The sequence below is a fragment of the Streptomyces sp. NPDC029296 genome, assembly GCF_055569255.1.
This window is the reverse complement of the sequence record NZ_JBVHXT010000057.1, coordinates 1-18,592: the sequence shown is the minus strand read 5'-3', so window position 1 is coordinate 18,592 and position 18,592 is coordinate 1. Positions and strand designations below refer to the sequence as shown.

The 18,592-nt window shown below is 73.9% G+C and carries 14 protein-coding genes and 1 pseudogene; 3 read left to right on the top strand and 12 right to left on the bottom strand.

Annotation, left to right across the window (positions count from 1 at the left end; genetic code table 11):
* Positions 1–67: 67 nt before the first annotated feature.
* Positions 68–877, bottom strand: a complete 810-nt coding sequence (locus tag ACZ4W9_RS36070; protein WP_467942963.1) for an ABC transporter ATP-binding protein — start codon at positions 875–877, stop codon at positions 68–70.
* The gene (locus ACZ4W9_RS36065; protein WP_467942961.1) at positions 870–1,784 is read right to left on the bottom strand and encodes an ABC transporter permease; all 915 of its coding nucleotides are present in this window, start codon (positions 1,782–1,784) and stop codon (positions 870–872) included. The genes ACZ4W9_RS36070 and ACZ4W9_RS36065 overlap by 8 nt, the downstream gene beginning before the upstream one ends.
* Before the next feature lie 202 nt (positions 1,785–1,986).
* Between ACZ4W9_RS36065 and ACZ4W9_RS36060 the strand changes: the two genes are divergently transcribed.
* Positions 1,987–2,625 carry a TetR/AcrR family transcriptional regulator gene (locus tag ACZ4W9_RS36060; RefSeq protein ID WP_467942959.1) on the top strand — a complete coding sequence of 213 codons (639 nt, stop codon included), beginning with the start codon at positions 1,987–1,989 and terminating at the stop codon, positions 2,623–2,625.
* Positions 2,626–2,631: 6 nt separating this feature from the next.
* On the opposite strand, the gene galE is transcribed toward ACZ4W9_RS36060, so the two are convergent.
* From galE to ACZ4W9_RS36045, 3 genes are all read right to left on the bottom strand, one after another.
* Positions 2,632–3,612 (bottom strand): UDP-glucose 4-epimerase GalE, encoded by a 981-nt coding sequence (gene galE / locus ACZ4W9_RS36055; RefSeq protein ID WP_467942957.1) that lies wholly within the window; start codon positions 3,610–3,612, stop codon positions 2,632–2,634.
* A 70-nt stretch (positions 3,613–3,682) separates the two neighbouring features.
* Positions 3,683–5,293, bottom strand: coding sequence for a glycosyltransferase (locus tag ACZ4W9_RS36050; RefSeq protein ID WP_467942955.1), 1,611 nt, complete (start codon positions 5,291–5,293; stop codon positions 3,683–3,685).
* A 47-nt stretch (positions 5,294–5,340) separates the two neighbouring features.
* Positions 5,341–6,612: a glycosyltransferase 87 family protein gene (locus tag ACZ4W9_RS36045; RefSeq protein ID WP_467942953.1), complete on the bottom strand. Its 1,272-nt coding sequence runs from the start codon at positions 6,610–6,612 to the stop codon at positions 5,341–5,343.
* Between the two features lie 219 nt (positions 6,613–6,831).
* On the opposite strand from ACZ4W9_RS36045, the gene ACZ4W9_RS36040 reads away from it, so the two are divergent.
* Complete coding sequence (locus tag ACZ4W9_RS36040) at positions 6,832–8,328, top strand: glycosyltransferase family 39 protein (protein ID WP_467942951.1); 1,497 nt, start codon at positions 6,832–6,834, stop codon at positions 8,326–8,328.
* Here the strand turns inward: ACZ4W9_RS36040 and ACZ4W9_RS36035 are convergent.
* A complete protein-coding gene (locus tag ACZ4W9_RS36035; RefSeq protein WP_467942949.1) occupies positions 8,282–8,767 on the bottom strand; it encodes a MarR family winged helix-turn-helix transcriptional regulator in 486 nt (161 codons plus the stop codon). The genes ACZ4W9_RS36040 and ACZ4W9_RS36035 overlap by 47 nt on opposite strands.
* A gap of 74 nt (positions 8,768–8,841) precedes the next feature.
* On the opposite strand from ACZ4W9_RS36035, the gene ACZ4W9_RS36030 reads away from it, so the two are divergent.
* Positions 8,842–9,255, top strand: a complete 414-nt coding sequence (locus ACZ4W9_RS36030; protein ID WP_467942947.1) for an organic hydroperoxide resistance protein — start codon at positions 8,842–8,844, stop codon at positions 9,253–9,255.
* Positions 9,256–9,261: 6 nt separating this feature from the next.
* Here ACZ4W9_RS36030 and ACZ4W9_RS36025 read toward each other — a convergent pair whose 3' ends face one another.
* From ACZ4W9_RS36025 to ACZ4W9_RS36000, 6 genes and pseudogenes are all read right to left on the bottom strand, one after another.
* The gene (locus ACZ4W9_RS36025; RefSeq protein ID WP_467942945.1) at positions 9,262–11,460 is read right to left on the bottom strand and encodes a bifunctional glycosyltransferase/CDP-glycerol:glycerophosphate glycerophosphotransferase; all 2,199 of its coding nucleotides are present in this window, start codon (positions 11,458–11,460) and stop codon (positions 9,262–9,264) included.
* Between the two features lie 6 nt (positions 11,461–11,466).
* Positions 11,467–13,668, bottom strand: coding sequence for a bifunctional glycosyltransferase/CDP-glycerol:glycerophosphate glycerophosphotransferase (locus tag ACZ4W9_RS36020; RefSeq protein WP_467942943.1), 2,202 nt, complete (start codon positions 13,666–13,668; stop codon positions 11,467–11,469).
* A 457-nt stretch (positions 13,669–14,125) separates the two neighbouring features.
* Positions 14,126–15,034: a carbohydrate ABC transporter permease gene (locus tag ACZ4W9_RS36015; RefSeq protein ID WP_467942941.1), complete on the bottom strand. Its 909-nt coding sequence runs from the start codon at positions 15,032–15,034 to the stop codon at positions 14,126–14,128.
* On the bottom strand, positions 15,031–16,311 hold the full coding sequence (locus tag ACZ4W9_RS36010; protein WP_467942939.1) for a carbohydrate ABC transporter permease: 1,281 nt from the start codon (positions 16,309–16,311) through the stop codon (positions 15,031–15,033). The genes ACZ4W9_RS36015 and ACZ4W9_RS36010 overlap by 4 nt, the downstream gene beginning before the upstream one ends.
* 70 nt (positions 16,312–16,381) lie before the next feature.
* Entirely contained in the window at positions 16,382–17,761 is a 1,380-nt protein-coding gene (locus ACZ4W9_RS36005) for an ABC transporter substrate-binding protein (RefSeq protein WP_467942937.1), read from the bottom strand.
* Between the two features lie 170 nt (positions 17,762–17,931).
* Positions 17,932–18,592: pseudogene (locus ACZ4W9_RS36000) on the bottom strand (hypothetical protein); the annotation flags it as partial.

The following is an 18,592-nucleotide window of genomic DNA, read 5'->3' as shown; positions in this document are numbered from 1 at the left end:
GGATCGACGTCTCCGGGCACACCTTTCACCACATGATGTCACCAAGCGCATAAAAGGGATAACGTGCTTACGCCTTCGTGGCGGCCGGCTTCTTCTCGCCGGTGAAGGCCTCGTACTCCTTCATGACCTCCTCCGTCGGCCCGTCCATGCGCAGCTCGCCGCGCTCCAGCCACAGGACCCGCTCGCAGGTGTCGCGGATCGACTTGTTGTTGTGACTGACCAGGAAGACCGTGCCGGCGTGCTGCCGCAGCTCGCGGATCCGCGCCTCCGAGCGCCGCTGGAAGGAGCGGTCGCCGGTGGCCAGCGCCTCGTCGATGAGCAGGACGTCGTGGTCCTTGGCGGCGGCGATGGAGAAGCGCAGCCGGGCGGCCATGCCGGAGGAGTAGGTGCGCATCGGCAGGGTGATGAAGTCGCCCTTCTCGTTGATGCCGGAGAAGTCGACGATGTCCTGGTAGCGCTCCTTGATCTGCTCCCGGGGCATGCCCATGGCCAGACCGCCGAGGAAGACGTTCCGCTCGCCGGTGAGGTCGTTCATCATGGCCGCGTTCACGCCCAGCAGGGACGGCTGGCCGTCGGTGTAGATGTGCCCGCTCTCCACCGGGAGCAGGCCCGCGACCGCCTTCAGCAGGGTCGACTTGCCCGAGCCGTTGGTGCCGATGAGCCCGATCGCCTCGCCCTTGTGGGCGACGAAGGACACCTTCTTCACCGCGTGCACCCGGCGCACGCCGGCCGCCTTCTCGGCCTGCCCCCGGCGCAGGATGCGGTTGAGGGCGGCGGTGGCGGAGCCGCGGCCCGCGCCGGTGCCGTTGACCCGGTAGACGATGTCGACGCGGTCGGCGACGACGGTGGGGACCTTCTCTGCGGTGTGCTCAGCCACGGCCGTACGTCTCCTCAGCCTTCCAGAAGTAGATGAAGCCGCCGACGCCGGCGAGCAGGGCCCAGCCGACCGCCGCCGCCCACACGTGCGGGGGCAGCTGGTGGGCGTGGAAGCTGTCGATCAGCGCGAACCGCATCAGGTCGATGTAGACGGCGGCCGGGTTGACCTGCAGCAGGACGGTGACGAGGTGCGGCAGGTCGTCGTGCTTGGCGATCTTGTCGATGCTCCACATCACGCCGGACACGTACATCCAGGTGCGCAGCACGAACGGCATCAGCTGGGCGATGTCCGGGGTCTTGGCGCCGAGTCGCGCCACGATCATGGAGACGCCCGCGTTGAAGGTGAACTGGAGCACGAGCGCGGGGACGGCCAGCAGCCAGGAGGCGGCGACCGGCACGCCGAAGCAGAGCAGGATGACGACCAGCGCGCACATCGAGAACAGCAGCTGCTGGAGCTGCTGGAGCGCGAAGGAGATCGGCAGGGCGGCGCGCGGGAAGTGCAGGGCGCGGACCAGGCCGAGGTTGCCGGAGATCGCCCGGGTGCCCGCCATGATCGAACTTTGGGTGAACGTCCAGACGAACACGCCGGTGACCAGGAACGGTACGTAGTCGGGCACGTTCGACTTGGTGCCGAGCAGTACGCCGAAGATGAAGTAGTAGACCGCCGCGTTCAGCAGCGGGGTCATGACCTGCCAGACCTGGCCGAGCTTCGCCTGGCTGTACTGCGCGGTGAGCTTGGCGGTGGCGAAGGCGCCGATGAAGTGGCGCCGGGCCCACAGTTGGCGGACGTACTCCGGCAGAGAGGGGCGGGCGCCGCTGACCGACAGGCCGTGCCGGGCCGCGAGCGCCGCGAGGTCGTCGCCGGCCGGGGCCCGGGTGGGGGGCGGTGTGTGGAGGACCTGGCTCACATCCGCTGCTTTCGCTCGGGGGAGGGGGTGCCGCGCCGACTCTCGCCGGAAGCCGCCGCGTCCGTCCCGTCGTCCGGCGTTTCCTTACGTTTCTCTTCACGTTCTCTTACGACGGGACGGGACCGTATCGTCGTGACGTGAGCGTAGGCCCCATGGACGTCGGAACGCAACCGTTTCGTCGTCGCGGCCTATGCTGTGCGGTATGACGACGAACGCCGCCGCCTCCGCCGACGAGCCGCCGGCGCGTCCGCGCCGCCGGGCGCCCGCCGGGGCGGCCGTGCTGCGCGAGGACGTGACCGAGGCCATCCGGACGGCGGTCTTCGAGGAACTGGCCGCCGTCGGCTACGCCCGCATGTCCATCGAGGGGATCGCGCGCCGGGCCGGCGTCGGCAAGACGGCGGTGTACCGGCGCTGGCGGTCGAAGCTCCACCTGGTCCTGGACGTGGTGTCCGCGCTGGCGGTGACCGGCTTCCCGGCGCCCGACACCGGCTCCCTGGAGGGCGACCTGCGCCTGCTGTACGAGGTCAGCTCGCGCGCCCTGCGCCACCCGGTCGCGTCCCAGATCATCCCCGACCTCCAGGCCGAGGCCGCCCGCAACCCCGATCTCGCCGAGGCGTTCCAGAAGGCGCTGCGGGACGGCCAGGAGGGCGTGGCCAGCCGGATCGTGGCGGCGGCGGAGCAGCGGGGCGAACTGCGCGCCGGGATCGACCCGGACCTGGCCCTGGACCTGATCTCGGGTCCGCTCTACTGGCGCTCGGTGGTGATCCGTGCCCCGAAGCCGCCGAAGGGCTACCTGGAGAAACTGGCCCGGGCCACGGCGGGCGCGCTCAGGGCGTTGTGAGGCGGGCTACGGCCGCGCCGCCCCGGGGTGCCGGCGGATCCAGCCCTCCCACGCCGACGTGATCATGTCCTGGACGTCGTACTTGGCCCGCCAGCCCAGTTCCGTGGTGACGCGGGTGGCGGAGGCGACGACCCGGGCGGGGTCGCCGGGGCGGCGCGGGGTGACGGTGGGGGGCCGGTCGTAGCCGGTGACCGCGTTGACGCGGTCGATCATCTCGCGCACGGAGACGCCCTCGCCGCGCCCGATGTTGAGGGTCAGGCGGGCGCCGGGGGAGGAGCGCAGCGCGCGGGCGACGGCCACATGGGCCTCGGCCAGGTCGACCACGTGGATGTAGTCACGCACACAGGTGCCGTCCGGCGTCGGGTAGTCGTCCCCGAAGACGCGCGGCGCCGCACCCTCGGTGAGCCGTTCGAAGACCATCGGGATCAGGTTGGACACCCCGGTGTCGGCCAGCTCGGGCGCCGCCGCCCCCGCCACGTTGAAGTAGCGCAGCGACGCCGTGGCGAGGCCGGTCGCCCGGGAGGCGGCGCGCACCAGCCATTCGCCGGCCAGCTTGGTCTCGCCGTAGGGGGACAGCGGGCGGCAGGGCGTCTCCTCGGTCACCAGGTCGACGTCGGGCATGCCGTAGACGGCGGCGGAGGAGGAGAAGACGAACGCGTCGATCCCCGCCCGCGTCACCGCCTCCAGCAGGACGCGCAGGCCCTCCACGTTCTCCCGGTAGTAGTGCAGCGGGCGGTCCACCGACTCGCCCACCTGCTTCTTCCCCGCGAGGTGGACGACTCCGGTGATCCGGTGCCGGTCCAGGGCGGCGGCCAGCAGGTCCGCGTCCAGGACCGAGCCGCGCACCAGCGGGACCTCGGCCGGTACCCGCTCGGCGACGCCCGTGGACAGGTCGTCGTAGACGACCGCGCGCTCCCCCGCCGCGGTCATCGCCCGTACGACGTGCGCCCCGATGTATCCGGCACCGCCGGTGATCAGCCAGGTCATGTGCGGCCGTCCCCTCGTCAGCTCGTCTCGGCTCGTCCGTCGGCCGCCGTCCCGCGACGTCGGCCGGCCCTCAGTCAAGCAGGCGCTGCAGCCGGGCGCGGGCCACCCGGAGCACTCCGCGCGGGCCGGCCGCCACGCGTACGGCCAGGGCACCGGAGTGGGTGGCGTACGGCCGGACCAGGAGCACGCCGTGCGCGGCGCTCGGGACGGCGTGCCGGCGCAGGGTGCCCGGCAGGGCGTGCGCCGTCACCTCCCGCCGGGAGCCGTCCGCGAAACGGAGGGTCAGGCGCAGGTCCCAGGTGCCGGAACCGAGTCCGGCCAGGTCCACGGGCACCCGTGCCGCCCAGGTGTCCGCGCCGGAGGGCGTGAACGGAACGGTCGTGCGCCCCCGCGTGCGGTCGTCCTCGCGCGCCCGCCACTCCACGTCCGCCGCGCAGCCGCCCGCCCCGGCCACCCTCCCGTACAGCTCGTGCAGCCGCAGGCACAGCAGCGAGGCACGCGCGCGGGGGCGCAGCGCGGCGTCCACCGCGAGCGGGAGCGCCGGGACGGGCCGGGTCAGCAGCGGGGCCAGGGAGACCTGGGGGAGGTCCGGGGCCCAGACCGGGGTCCCGTCGGGGGCGCGGGCGTAGGGCGGGAGCAGGCGGGCCGGGCGGGCGGCCAGTTCGCGCAGCCGGGGCAGGTCGCGGGGTCCGGCACAGGCCAGCACCACCCGCCCGATCAGCCGGCCGGGCGCGGTGGGGTCGGGCTCCCAGTCGGCGGCGTCGTAGCCCGCGAGGTGCTCCCGGGTGCGCGCCCACCACGCGCGCCGGTAGTGCGCGTCGCGCAGCGGCAGTTCGCGCGCGTACATCCGCAGCTCGTGGTCGAGGAACTTGGCACGGGCCGCCCGCGCCAGTTCCTTCTGCCCGGCGCCCAGCAGGATGTCGTACGCCAGCGCGCACGCCTCGACGCGCGCCGCCCAGTTGCCGATGTGCTCCCGGTCCAGCGAGAGCGACAGCCGCCCGGCCGACCGGCGCACCTGCCACACGTAGACCCGGTCGGGGACGATCGCGACGCGCGGGTTCGCGGCCAGGACGCGGGCGGTGAAGACGAAGTCCTCGTAGAGGAAGCGGCCCTCGGGGAAGCGGATGCCGTGCGTGCGCAGGAAGCCGGTGCGGTACAGCTTGTTGACGCACAGCGTGTCGTGGACCAGCCGGGGTTGCAGGGCGGGGCGCGCGAGGACCGCGGGCGCCGCGTACAGGGCCGCCTGCCAGGGCTGTTCGCGCCCCGACGGCAGCTCCCGGCGTACGCACAGACCGCCCGCCACCTCCGCGCTCCCTTCGGCCGCCGCCGTCAGCAGCGCGTCCGCCGCGCCGGGCGGCAGGACGTCGTCGCTGTCCAGGAACATCACGTACGGCGCCGTCGCCGCGTCGATCCCGGTGTTGCGCGGACTGCCGCAGCCGCCGCTGTTCGTGCCCCGGCGCACCACCCGCAGCCGGGGCTCACCGGCGGCCAGCCGGGCCAGCAGCCTGTCGCTGCCGTCCGTGGAGCGGTCGTCCACGGCGATCACCTCGGCGACCGCCGGTCCCTGCGCCAGCGCCGAGCGCACCGCGTCGGCGACATGGGCGCGGTCGTTGTAGCCGATGACGACGACGGCGACCCGGGGCGCCGGTGCCGGGGGCGGGTCGCGTGGTTCTGGGTGCATGGGTCCACGGGGGCGGAGAAGCGAGCCGGAAAGGAAGGTTTACCCCGTTAAGGGGTGCTTAGCGCGCGGTCCGGGAGACGGCCGGCACCGGGCCGGGGGCGCGTCGCGGGCGCGCTCCCGCCGGCCGGCGGACGGGCGGAGCGCCACAGCCGGACGAAGGACAGCACGGCGGCGCCCGCCAGCAGCCCGTTGCGGCCCAGCATCAGCAGGCAGCCCGCCCAGGTGCCGTCGATCACCTCGCGGTAGTACATCGGGAACGCCACGGTGCTCAGCGCGGACGCCGCCAGGACCAGCACCGCCACCGGCCGCTGACAGGTGTGCCGGGAGGTCAGGCAGACGGCGGCCAGCCCGATGAGCCAGATCATGTACTGCGGGCTGATGACCCGGCTGGTGACCGTGAACAGCAGCACCGCGCTCAGCGCCGCGTCGAACGGGGTGGCCTCGCTCCAGCGCCGCGCCCGCACCCGCCACAGCACCAGCAGCCCCAGGCAGAGCGCCGTCAGCGTCAGGGAGGCGACGGCGACCGCGCGCACGTGCGGGCCGACCATTTCCACCGCGCCGTACTGGTAGCGGGACCGTCCCGGCCAGCCCAGGCGCCGGGCCAGGTTGAGCGCCGTACCGCCGAGCGACTCGATCTGCACGCCCCGGCCGCCCTGCTCCCGCAGGAAGGACAGCGGATGGGTGAAGAACACCGCGAGCACGGCGAGACACCCGGCCCCGGTCCACGCCGCCGACAGCCACGCCCGGCGCGTCGGCCGGCCCCGGGGCGTGCCCAGCAGCACCAGCGCCGGCCACACCTTCACCAGCGCGCCCAGCGCCCCGAACACGCCCCCCGCGCGCGGGGAGCGCGCCGAGGCCAGCAGGGAGAGCACGGCCAGGGCGGTGACCTGGACGTCGTAGCGGGCGAGCGGCAGGTGCAGCAGCAGCGGCAGGCCGCCCGTCCACACGGCCGCGCCGAGCGGGCTGCGGCCGGGCCGGGTGCCGGCGCGCAGCAGCGCCGCCACCGTCAGCGCGTCCACGGCCAGGGTGAGCAGGACGAACGCCTGGAAGTAGGTCAGGCCCGGCAGCAGGCCCGGCGCCAGCAGCACCGCGCCCGCGCCCGGCGGGTACTGCCACAGCGTGTCGTGCACCGGGAAGGAGCCGTGCGCGAGCACGCCGTACCAGTGGAAGTACAGCCGCCACACCTCCCGGGTCACCGCGCCCCCGCCCAGCGGCCAGGAGCCGCTGTGGGCGGTCAGCCACAGCATCAGGGCGCGGGTGACGAGCCACAGGGCGGTGAGGGTGACGAGCGGTCCGGGGGTGACACGGAGACGGTTCATCACATGGGAGCCTAAGCGGTGCGGGTGGTATATCTCTGCTGATACGCCGTCAATAGTCGCAAATGTTGGCTAATCGCAAGAGATCGGGCCATGGTGAACGTCGGGCTTCCTGCGAAACCGCAGTCGCGTCGAGCGGTCGGCACGCCCACGGGCGCTCCGACCGGTGCAACGAGCCGGCCGCCCGCCCGGGAACGGCTGCGGCGGGCCGCCGTCTGGGGCGTGCCCGCGCTGGTGATGCTGGTCCTCGGGCTGTGGCGGCTGGACCGGGACGGCATGTGGCGCGACGAGGCCGTCAGCTTCCAGGTGGGACGGCGTACGGTGCCGCAGATCTGGCGCCTGCTGCACGACGTGGACGCGGTGCACGGCCTGTACTACCTGCTGGTGCACGCCGTCCTCGCCGTCCACCCCGGGGAGGTCGTGCTGCGGCTGCCGTCGGTGTGCGCGGCGGCCGGCACGGCGGCGCTGGTGGCCGCGCTCGGCCGCCGGCTGGTCCGGCCGCGGGTAGGGCTGTGGGCCGGCCTGCTGTACGCCGTCACGCCGATGGCCGGGCACTACGCGCAGGAGGGCCGCTCCTACGCCCTGGTCGCGGCCGGCGCCACCGCGGCGACGCTGCTGTTCGTCCGGGCCGTGCGCGGCGGTTCCTGGTGGGCCTACGGCGCGGTCCTCGCGCTCACCTGCTGGCTGCACGAGTTCGCCGTGCTGCTGCTGCTCGCCCACGCGGCGTCGCTGGCGCTGGCCCGGGCCGGGGGGCGGGTGTGGCGCGGGTGGGGGTGCGCGGCGGCGGCGGTCGTCGTCGCGCTGCTGCCGATGGCGCTGGTGTCGCGGGGGCAGTCGGCGCAGCTCGCGTGGTTGCGGGCGCCCACGGCGGAGACGGCCGGGGGGCTGCTGCGGAAGTTCCTGGGGCCGGCCGATTCGGTGTTCTGGGTGTGCTGCGCGCTGGGTTGCCTCGGGCTGCTGCGCCTGGTCGGCCGGCGGGGGGAGCTGACCTGCGCGGGGGTGGCGCTGCCGGTGATGGTGGTGCCGCCGGCGGTGCTGATGCTGGTGTCCCAGGCGTCGCCGCTGTACGTCGACCGCTATGTGCTGTACGCCCTGTCGGGAGCCCCGTTGCTGGTGGCGTGCGGGGCGGAGCGGGTGGCGGGCCTGGCCGGGCGGGTGCGGCGCGACGGCGGGCCGGGTGGGCGCTCCCTCCTGAACCCCTCCCTCACCCTCCTCGGCGTCACCGCCGTCACGCTCGCGCTGTGCCACCAGTTCCCCCTCCTCCGGCAGGACCGGGACCCCGCCGGCCGGGCGGACGACCTGGGGGCGATCTCACGGGCCGCCGCCCGGGAGCTGGCGGCCGGGGACGCGGTGGTGTACCTGCCGGCCGCCATGCGGAACGTGGCGCTCGCCTATCCGGGGCCGTTCCGGGGCACCCGGGACGTGCTGCGGGTGGCGGGGGCCGCGGAGTCCGGGACGCTGTACGGGCGGGAGGCCCCGGTGGCGGAGCTGCGGCGCCGGCTGGGGCGGCTGGACCGGGTGTGGGTCGTCGGGGACCGCCGGGTGCTCGGCGGCCGCTGGGTGCCGCGCGACCCCGTGGAGCGGGCGAAGGTCTCGGTGCTGTGGCAGGAGTTCGCCGGCCGTGCGGAGGCCGTGCGGGGCGTGGCGACCGTACGGCTCTACGTCCGGCCGGTCAGCGCGTGGCCTCCGCCACCGCCGCCGCGTCCAGGGCGGCGGTGAGCCGGTCGAGCCGCTCGCGCAGCTCGCCGATCTCCGCCAGGTCGAAGCCGGTCGCCGACATGATCCGGCGCGGCACCCCGGCGGCCCGCTCGCGCAGCGCCGCGCCCTCCCCGGTGAGGCGGACCAGGACCGACCGCTCGTCCTCGGCGCTGCGCTCACGCCGTACCAGGCCGGCCGACTCCAGCCGCTTGACCAGCGGGGACAGCGTGCCGGAGTCGAGCCGCAGCCGCTCGCCGAGCTTCTTGACGGGCAGGTCGCCCTCGTCCCACAGCACCAGCATCACCAGGTACTGGGGGTAGGTGAGCCCGAGGTCCGCGAGGAGCACGCGGTAGACGCCGTTGAAGGCGCGCGAGGCCGCGTGCAGGGAGAAGCAGATCTGGCGGTCCAGGCGGAGCCACTCCGTGTCGGTCATGCCTCCAGGGTAGCTCTTGCGGGACATTTGATTGTGTACAACTTAATTGTGTGCTCTACTTATGGCCGTAACGAACCCCGCACCCGAGAGGGATGGTCCCCATGGACGCGCTCTACACCGCCGTCGCCACCGCGACCCACGGCCGCGAGGGCCGTGCCGTCTCCTCCGACGGCCGGATCGACCTCCCCCTGGCCATGCCGGTCGAGCTGGGCGGGGACGGCCAGGGCAGCAACCCCGAGCAGCTCTTCGCCGCCGGGTACGCGGCCTGCTTCGGCAGCGCCCTCGGCCTGGTCGGCCGGCAGGCGAAGGCCGACGTCAGCGACGCCGCGGTGACCGCCGAGGTGGGCATCGGCAAGCAGGGCGAGGGCTTCGGGCTGAAGGTCACCCTGCGCATAGAGCTGCCCGACACCGTGGACGAGGCGACCGGCCGCGAGCTGGTCGAGGCCGCCCACCAGGTCTGCCCCTACTCCAACGCCACCCGCGGCAACATCGACGTCGAGCTCGTCGTCGAGTAACGGCCGCTACGCCGGCGACAGCGCGTCCCGGGGCCCGGACTGGCCCGGGATCCGGGACGCCGGTCCGGGCAGCGGCTCGCCCAGCAGCAGGGCCCGCACCACCCGTTCGGCGGCCCGCCCGTCCTCGAACTCGCAGAACCGGTCCCGGAACGCGGCGCGCAGCCGCGCGGACTCCTCGTCCCGCCAGTCACCGGAGCCGAACAGCCGGGCCAGCTCCGGATAGGCGCGGGCGACCCGGCCCGGCGGCTCGGCGGTGATGTCGAGATAGGCGCCCCGGCTCGCGGTGAACACCGGCCAGTCGTCGGCGAACACGACGACCGGCCGGTCCAGGACGGCGTAGTCGAACATCACGGACGAGTAGTCGGTGACCAGCGCGTCCGCCGCGAGCAGGACGTCCGCCAGGTGCGGTTCGTCGGTCGCGTCGACCACGATCCGGCGCCGGGCCAGTTCCGCCAGGCCCATGCCCCGCGCGGAGCCGTTCGCCAGCGACGGGTGCAGCCGCACCACGAGCGTGTGCCCCTCGCCGAGGTCGGCGGCGAACCGGGCCAGGTCGATCCGGTCCACATGGCCGCCGCGGCGGTAGTCCCGGCAGGTCGGCGCGTACAGCACCACCGTGTGGTCCGCCGGGATGCCGTGCCGCTCCCGGAAGCCGCTGGGCGCGCCGTCGACCAGCACGTCGTTGCGCGGGCTGCCGGTGCGCACCGAGGTGAAGTGACAGGGGTAGGCCCGCTCCCACACCAGTTCGGCGTGGCGGCAGGCGACCAGGCTGTAGTCCCAGCGGTCGGCCCGGCGCAGCATCCGCGGCACGTCGAAGCCGAGCCGGGCACCCGGCTTGTCCCGCAGATCGGCGCCCAGGTACTTCAGCGGGGTGCCCTGGTGGGTGTGGATGTGCACGCTGCCGGGCCGCTTGGCCAGGGTGCCGGGCCAGTTGACGTCGTTGACGAAGAACTTCGCCCGCGCGGTGACCTCCAGATAGCGCCGCGAGCCGACGATCACGTGCTCGACGCCGTCCGGCAGCGTCGCGGCCGTCTCCCGGTCCCGCACCACCCACACCCCGCGCAGCTCCGGCGCGATCTGCCGGGCCGCGTGGTAGACCGCCGCCGGATCGCCCAGCACGCCCCGGTGCGAGGACGCCGAGTACACCACGAGGTTCTCGTCCAGCGGGCGGCGGGCGTGCAGCGCGGCCCAGCCGGTGCCGGCCCGCGCGGCGGCGGCCCGGCGCGCCCGGCCCGCCCGCCGGGCCGCCTCCCGCCCGGCCCGCGCCGTCTGCCGCCGCAGCCGGTACCCGGTCCAGGAACCGGTCAGCACGGCCACCTCGCCGTCCACCCGCGCGCCCGGGGGCCGGTGGGCGCGGAACATCCGGGCGGTACGCCGGAAGAACTCGGCCTTGTCGGCGGGCGGCAGCCGGTCCGGCTTGGCCAGGATGTCCAGGCAGTGCTCGCCCATCTTGCGGTGCAGGTACGGCCGCCAGGACGCCAGCTCCGGCCGCTCGGCCACGAACGCGAAGACCCGCTCGTACTGGTCGTGGATGTCGAAGTGCCTGCGGCTGGTGGTGGACAGGATGTTGCCCTGGCGGCGCTGCCGGTAGTGCAGGCAGATCCGGTCCAGGGCGGCGATCCGGCGGGCGCTGAGCATCACCGGGAACGTCCAGGGGGTGTCCTCGTAGTAGCCCGGCGGGAAGACGAAGCCGTGCTCCGTGACGAAGTCCCGGCGGTAGGCCTTGTTCCAGACCACCATCAGCAGGTCCAGGATCGCCGGGTACTCCGCGGCGGTGAACACCTCCTGCCGGGCCAGGAGGTGCGCGAGGACGTTGCGCCGGGTGCCGCCCCACCAGTAGGCGCGCGCGTAGTCGAAGACCAGCACGTCCGGGTCGGCGCTCTCCGCGAGCCGGTCGGCCACGGCCCGCAGCGCGCCCGGGGTGAGGGTGTCGTCGCTGTCCAGGAAGAGCAGGTAGTCCCCGGTGGCGTGCGGGAGCCCGGCGTTGCGGGCCAGGCCCAGGCCCACGTTCTCCGGCAGGTGCAGCACCTTCACGCGCGGGTCCCGGCCGGCGTACTCGTCCAGGATCGCGCCGCAGCCGTCCGGGGAGCGGTCGTCCACGGCGATCAGCTCGAAGTCCCCGAAGCACTGCCCGAGCACCGAGTCCAGGCACTCGCGCAGGAAGCCCTGCACCTTGTAGCAGGGCACGATCACACTGAAGCGGGGCACGGCGGGTCAGCTCCTCACGAGGGTCGCGGCGGCGGGGGCGGGAACGCGCTGCGCGAGCGGGAGCACGGGCGGCAGTGCCTCCGGCGGTTCGCCGAGCAGCACCCGGCGCACCACCCGCTCGGCGGCCCGCCCGTCGTCGAACTGGCAGAACCGCTCCCGGAACGCGGCCCGCAGCGCCCGGGCCGCGGGGCCGGCGTACGAGCCGTCGCGGAACACGGCGGCCAGCTCCCCGGGGGTCCGGGCGACCGGGCCGGGCGGCCCGGCCATCAGGTCGAAGTAGACGCCCCGGGTCTCCCGGTACACCTCCCAGTCGTCGGCGTAGACCACGATCGGCCGGTCCAGGTTGGCGTAGTCGAACATGATGGACGAGTAGTCGGTGATCAGCGCGTCGGCGGCCAGGCACACGTCCTCCGCCGAGCCGTGCGCGGTGACGTCGATGACCCGGTCCGAGCCGCGCGAGCCGCCCCGGTCGTAGAAGTAGTGGGCGCGCAGCAGCACGACGACGTCCTCCCCGGCCGCCCGGCAGAACGCCTCCAGGTCCAGGCCGGGCTCGAAACCGGTGTGGTGGTCGCGGTGGGTCGGCGCGTACAGCACGGCCGTGCGGCCCTCCGGGACGCCCAGCTCGCGGCGGATCCGGGCCACGTCACGGGCGGTCGCCGTGTAGTAGACGTCGTTGCGCGGATAGCCGTACTCCAGGTGTTCGTAGGAGCCGGGGAAGGCGCGCTCCCACATCTGGGTGGAGTGGCGGTTGGACGACAGGTTGAAGTCCCAGCGGTCGACCCGGCCCAGCAGTCTGCCGAAGCTCCCGGACCGCGCGGCCACCACCGGGTACGTCGACTGGTCCACGCCCATCGTCTTCAGCGGGGTGCCGTGCTGGGTCTGCAGGTGCACGCTGCCCGGCCGTTTGACGACGCCCTCGGCGAAGTTCGCGTTGTTGACCAGGTACGCGGCCCGGGCCAGCACCTCCCAGGAGCGGCGCGAGCCGATCACCGCGTACTCGATGCCGCCCGGCAGGGTGTGTTCCCGGCCGGCCTCGACCAGGAACACCGAGCGCAGGTGCGGGGCGAGTTCCCGGGCCTTGGCGTGGATCGCGGCCGGGTTGCAGGTGTAGCCCCGGCCCCAGTAGGCGCAGTACACGACGAGGTTCGCGTCGAGCGGGCGGCGCAGGTCGCGGGCGTAGCGCAGCCGGGTGCGGGCCATGCGCGGGCGCGGCAGCCGCGCGACGGCGCCGCCGGCCGCGCGGCGGGCGCCGCGCAGCGCGCGGAACGCGCCGTACGCGCCCAGCGCCAGCAGCCGGTGCTGCACACCGAGGCGGCCGTCCGGCACCCGGTGGCCGGCCGGCCGGTGCAGCCGGTACAGCCGGGCCGCGCGGCGGAAGAACGCCCGGTGCCCGGAGGGCAGCCGCTCCGGGCAGGACACCGTCTTCAGCACCACGGCGAACACCTGGTCGAACAGCGGTCCGGTCCGCTCGGCCCCCAGCTCCCGCTCGGCCGCCCGGGTCAGCACCCGCTCCACCTGGTCCAGCAGGGTGTGCTGGTGCGGGCCGGGCAGCCGGAGCCGGCTGCCCTGACGGCGCGGCCGGTGCCGCACGACGGCCCGGCGCAGCACCGCGATCCGCCCGGCCGCGACGGTCACCAGCCCGCCCCAGCCGAGGTCGGTGAAGTGCCCGTCGGGAAAGGAGAGGCCCCCCTCGGCGAGGAAGGCCCCGCGGTACACGGCGCTCCACGCGGGCAGCCCGACGCCGGTCAGTTCGGGCAGCTCGGCGGGGGCGAAGGCGCCGCCCGGGACCTTCGCCGGCAGCGATCCGGCCGGGCCGACCGGCTCGCCCTCCCACCAGGGGGCGCGCTCGTGCCCGCAGTACAGCACGTCCACCCCGGCGACCTCCGACAGCCGGGCGTCCACCGCCGCCAGCGCTCCCGGCAGCAGCAGGTCGTCGCCGTCCAGGAACAGCACATAGGTGCCGGTCGCCGCCCGCATCCCGGCGTTGCGCGCCCCGCTGAGCCCGGCGGAGGGCGGCGAGTGCACGGGGGTCACCCGAAGGTCGCGCCCGGCGTATCCGGCGGCGACCTCGGCGGCGGGGGCGTCGGGGCCGTCGCAGACCGGGATCAGCTGGAGGTCGCCGAAGGACTGGCCGAGGACCGAGTCCAGCGCCTGGGACAGCCGGCCGGCGACTCCGTGGGAGGGGACGATGATGCTGAAGCGGGGCATTCCGTTCTTTCTGTCGTCATGTCTTTCCGGCGTCGTCCGGCACGGCGGGGCCGTCCCGCCGGACGCCGGGTGGACGGCCGGCCCGGAGCGGGTCGGGTCGGACCGAGGGGCATGGGAACTCCCGGAGGGGCCAACGGTGTTCAGCGGCTCCCGGTGACGGGGAGCGGACCGGCGGGTCGTGGCACGGCGGCCGGGCCCTGGCGCGCCGGGGCGAACGCGCCGGCCGGTGACGCGGGTGCGCGCTCCCCGGGGGGATGCGCCCGGACCGGGTACGCGGGGACGGTGGGACGGAACCGGGGCACGGGACATCCAGGGGTCGCTCGGCGCGGGCGTGGTGGTCCGGGAACGGCCGAAGGAGTGAATCGGTTACGGCGGTTACGGCATCCGGGCTACACCGGCCGACGCGAAGGGGGCGGGCCGCGACGGGCCCGCCCCCTGAAGTGACGCGTGGATACGGTTACTTCACCGCGCCCGCCATCACACCGGTCACGAACTGCCGCTGGAACGCGAAGAACACGGCCAGCGGGATCACCATCGAGAGGAACGCGCCGGGCGCCAGCACGTCGATGTTGTTGCCGAACTGCCGCACCTGTGTCTGCAGGGCGACCGTGATCGGCTGGGTGCCCGACTTGGTGAACACCAGCGCGACCAGCATGTCGTTCCACACCCACAGGAACTGGAAGATGCCGAGGCTCGCGATCGCGGGACCGCCCAGCGGCATCACCACCCGTGCGAACAGGCGGAGTTCACCGGCGCCGTCCAGGCGGGCCGCCTCCAGCAGTTCGCGCGGGATCTCCGCGAAGAAGTTCCGCAGCAGGAACACCGCGAACGGCAGCCCGAACCCGGTGTGGAACAGGATCACCCCGAGGATCGACCCGAACAGACCGATGTTCCCGAAGAGTTCCGCGATCGGGATCAGCGCCACCTGCACGGGTACCACCAGCAGGCTCACCACGCCCAGGAACCACCAGTCCCGGCCCGGGAACTCCATCCACGCGAAGGCGTATCCGGCCAGCGCCCCGATCACCACGACCAGGAGCGTCGCCGGGACCGTGATCAGCACGGTGTTCACCAGCGAGCCGGTGATGTCGGGATTCTCCAGCAGCTTCCGGTAGCTGTCCACGGTGAGCTGGGACGGCTCGGTGAACACCGTCCACCAGCCGCTCGCGCTCATGTCCTGCGGCGAGCGCAGCGAGGAGACGAGCAGGCCGATGGTGGGCACCAGCCAGAACAGGCCCACGACGATCAGCACCACGCGGACCAGGCCGCCGCTCAGCTTCTCCGCGATCCGGGAGCCGACCGACCGCCGGGCGGGAACCGCCCGGACCGGCCCGGCCTTCCGGACGCGTGAGGCGGTCACCGTCATCGCCGCACCTCCCGCCGCAGCCTGCGGATGTTGAACAGCATCACCGGGATCACCAGCAGCAGCAGGAACACCGAGATCGCGCTCGCGACGCCCGGCCGCCCTTCCGAGAAGCCCTTGCGGTACAGCTCCAGCGCCAGCACGTTCGCGTCGTCCTGGGAGGAGCCGGGCGCGATGATGAACACCAGGTCGAACACCTTCAGCACATTGATCATCAGCGTGACGACGACGACCGCCAGCACCGGGGCCAGCAGCGGCACGGTGACCTTGCGGAACACCTGCCACTCGGAGGCGCCGTCCACCCGTGCCGCCTCCAGCAGCTCCCGGGGCACGCCCGCGAGTCCGGCCGCGATCAGCACCATGGCGAAGCCGGCCCACATCCACACGTACGCCCCGATGATCGCCGGGGTGACCAGCGCCGGACCGAGCCAGCCGACCCCGTTGTACGGCTCGCGGAAGTTGTCCGCCGGCAGCCGGAGCCGGGCCCCGTCGGCGGCGGCGGGCAGGGTGAACGTGCCGTCACCGGACGCCTTGGCGGAGGCCACCACCTTGCCGTCCTTCACCGCCTCGATCCGCATCCCGGCGTACCCCACCTCGGACGGATCGGGCGCGCCGAGCCTGCCGACGCCCTTGCCCCGGGTGAAGTCCTGCCAGGCGGTGCCGGTGACCCTGCCGGGCTCAGGCCGCGCGGCGGCGGCCTTCCGCACGCCGTCCGGGAGCCGGTCGGGGGCCACGCCGACCAGCGGCAGGGCGACCGGCTGCCCGGCGTGCACGGCGTCCTTGGTGAGGAAGCCCCCGCCGTCCGCCACGAGCGGCGACCGGCGGCCCGGATGCGCCTTGGGGAACGCCGACGACTGCGCGAACGTGTCGTGCACGCCCACCCAGACCGCGTTGGCGACCCCCTTGTCCGGATCCTGGTCGTACACCAGCCGGAAGATGATCCCGGCGGCCAGCATCGAGATCGCCATCGGCATGAAGACGACCAGTTTGAACGCCGTTCCCCAGCGCACCCGTTCGGTCAGCACCGCGAAGACCAGGCCGAGCGCGGTGGCGACCGTCGGCGCGAACACCACCCAGACGACGTTGTTCTTCAGCGCGGTCCGGATGCCGTCGTCGGTGAACAGCGTCGTGTAGTTGTCGAAGCCGACGAAGCCCTCACCGGAGGAGCCCGAGAAGCTGCGGACGATCGAGTACCCGATCGGGTAGACCACGAGCGCGCCGAGCAGCACCAGCGCGGGCAGCAGGAACAGCGCTGCCACGGTCTTGCGGGTGCCGGTCACGCTCTTGCGACCGCGGGGCGCGGCGGGGCCCGGTGGGGCCCCGGCCGCCGCTGCCGACGCCATGCGCGGATCAGCCCCCGTTCCCGTAGGCCGCCGCCGCGTCCCGCTCCAGCCTCGCCTGGGCGCCCGCGACGTCCGACGGGTTCTTCAGGAAGTCCTGGAGGTCCTTCCACTCGCCCTTGCCGGGGGTGCCGCCGAAGGCCTGCGGGGCCTGGTCGGACATGTCGAAGCGGAAGTCGTCGCCGGCCTCGACCAGCGCCTCGGCGATCTTCCGCTGCACCGCGTTCGGGTACGCGGAGGACGGCACGTTCTTGTTCGGGGAGAGGTAACCGCCCAGCGCGGCCTGGATGGCGGCCGCGTCCGGGGAGGCGAGGAAGGTGACCAGGGCCTGCGCCGCCTTGGAGTCCTTCAGGATCACCGCCGCGTCACCGCCGGAGACCACCGGCGCGTCGTCGCCGACCGCCGGGAAGGGGAACACCTTCGCGTCCGTGCCCACCTTCGCCTTGGTCTCGCCGATGTTCACCTGCACGAAGTCGCCTTCGTAGACCATCGCGGACTTCGGCTGGTCGCCGCCGGTGAAGGTCTGGGTGACCGACTGCGGGAACTCGGTCTGCAGCGCGCCGTTCTGTCCGCCCGCCAGGTACTCCTTCTTCCCCCAGAGCTGGGCGAGGGTGGTCAGCGCCCGCTTCACCGAGGGATCGGTCCACTTGATCTTGTGCTGGGCCAGCTGGTCGTACTTCTCCGGCCCCGCCTGGGACAGGTAGATGTTCTCGAACCAGTCGGTCAGCGGCCAGCCGTCCGCGCCGGCCACGGAGAACGGCGTGACCCCGGAGTCGTACACGGCCCGCGAGGCGGTCAGCAGGTCCTGCCAGGTCTTCGGTTCCTTCGCTCCCGCGTTCTCGAAGACCTGGGCGTTGTACCAGATCAGCGACTTGTTGGCGGCCTTGTAATAGACGCCGTACTGCTTGCCGCCGACCTTGCCGATGTCCTGCCAGCCCTGGGAGTAGTTCTTCGCCAGCTCCTTCTGCGCCTCGGCGCCCAGCGGCTTGGCCCAGCCCTTCCGCACGGCCTGCTTGATGGCGCCCGGCTGCGGCAGCAGCGCGACGTCCGGCGGCTGACCACCCGCGATCTTCGAACCGAGGAAGTTGATGATCGGGTCCTGCGCGGGCACGAAGGTGACCGACGCGCCGGTCCGCTTCTCGAACTCGGCCAGGACCTTCTTGAAGTTGGCCTGCTCGCCGCCCGTCCAGACGGCGGACACCTCCAGCTTCGCGCCGTCCAGCTTCGGCAGGCCGACGGTGGAGCCGGTGGCCGCGCCGGACCTCTCCCCGGTGTCCTTCTTCTCGTCGTCACCGCTGGAGCACGCGGAGAGCGCGAGGGCCCCCGCGAGCAGGGCGGCGAGCGCGATGACGGCCCTGGGGGCCCGGAATGTGCTGCTCTTGCTGTGCATCACTTCCCCGTTCGTCGTTCTTCGTTGAACGCTCGTTGAACGTAAGAACTCTGTCCCGTGCGGTCCGGTGTACGCCGGGCCGCTCGGCACGGGCAAGAGCGCCTGCGGCACCGACCGGCGTATCGTGATCGGCTCGTGACCGGGGCCGTATGCCGGGGAGTCGACAGGGGCTAGAGGAGCGAGGGGACCTCCGTCGCCGCGACCTCGCGGGCCGCCCGCTCCACCGCGCTCGCCAGCAGCGCCAGGTCGGTCGGGCCGTTGCCCAGCTCCCGTACGGGCCGGCGGGCCGGCGGGTCGCCCATGCGCTGCCAGTCCAGCGGGACCACCGTGGGCCGCTGGGTCGCGGTGCGCGGGATGCGGCCGGTGACCCGCCCGCCCTGGAAGCCCACGGCCGGGCCGTCCGCGTACGCCAGCCGGCCCCGCCCCGGCGCCGGCTGCTCCGGCCCCGGCTGCGGCGCGTCCAGCTCGACCCGCAGGGCCGCCCGGCGGGCCGGCTCCGACTCCGCCGTACGGCCGTCGGCCCCGGCCGCCGCCACCAGGTGCACCCCGAGCCGGTCGCCGTCGCGGGCCACCGCCTCCAGCGCCCGGACCACCGAACCGGCGGCGGGCCGGCCCGGCGAGCCGAGCGCCGGGGAGACCAGGGCGTCCAGGTCGTCCACGACCACCACCAGGCGAGGCAGCGGCGGTACGGCGGCGGGGGGGGGGGGGGGGGGGGGGGGGGGGGAGAAGAGGGGGGGGGGGGTGGGGGGGGGGGGGGGGGGGGGAGGGGGGGGGGGGGGAGAGCGGCGCGGCCTAGAGGGAGAGGCGTGGGGGGGGGGGGGGTGGCGTAGG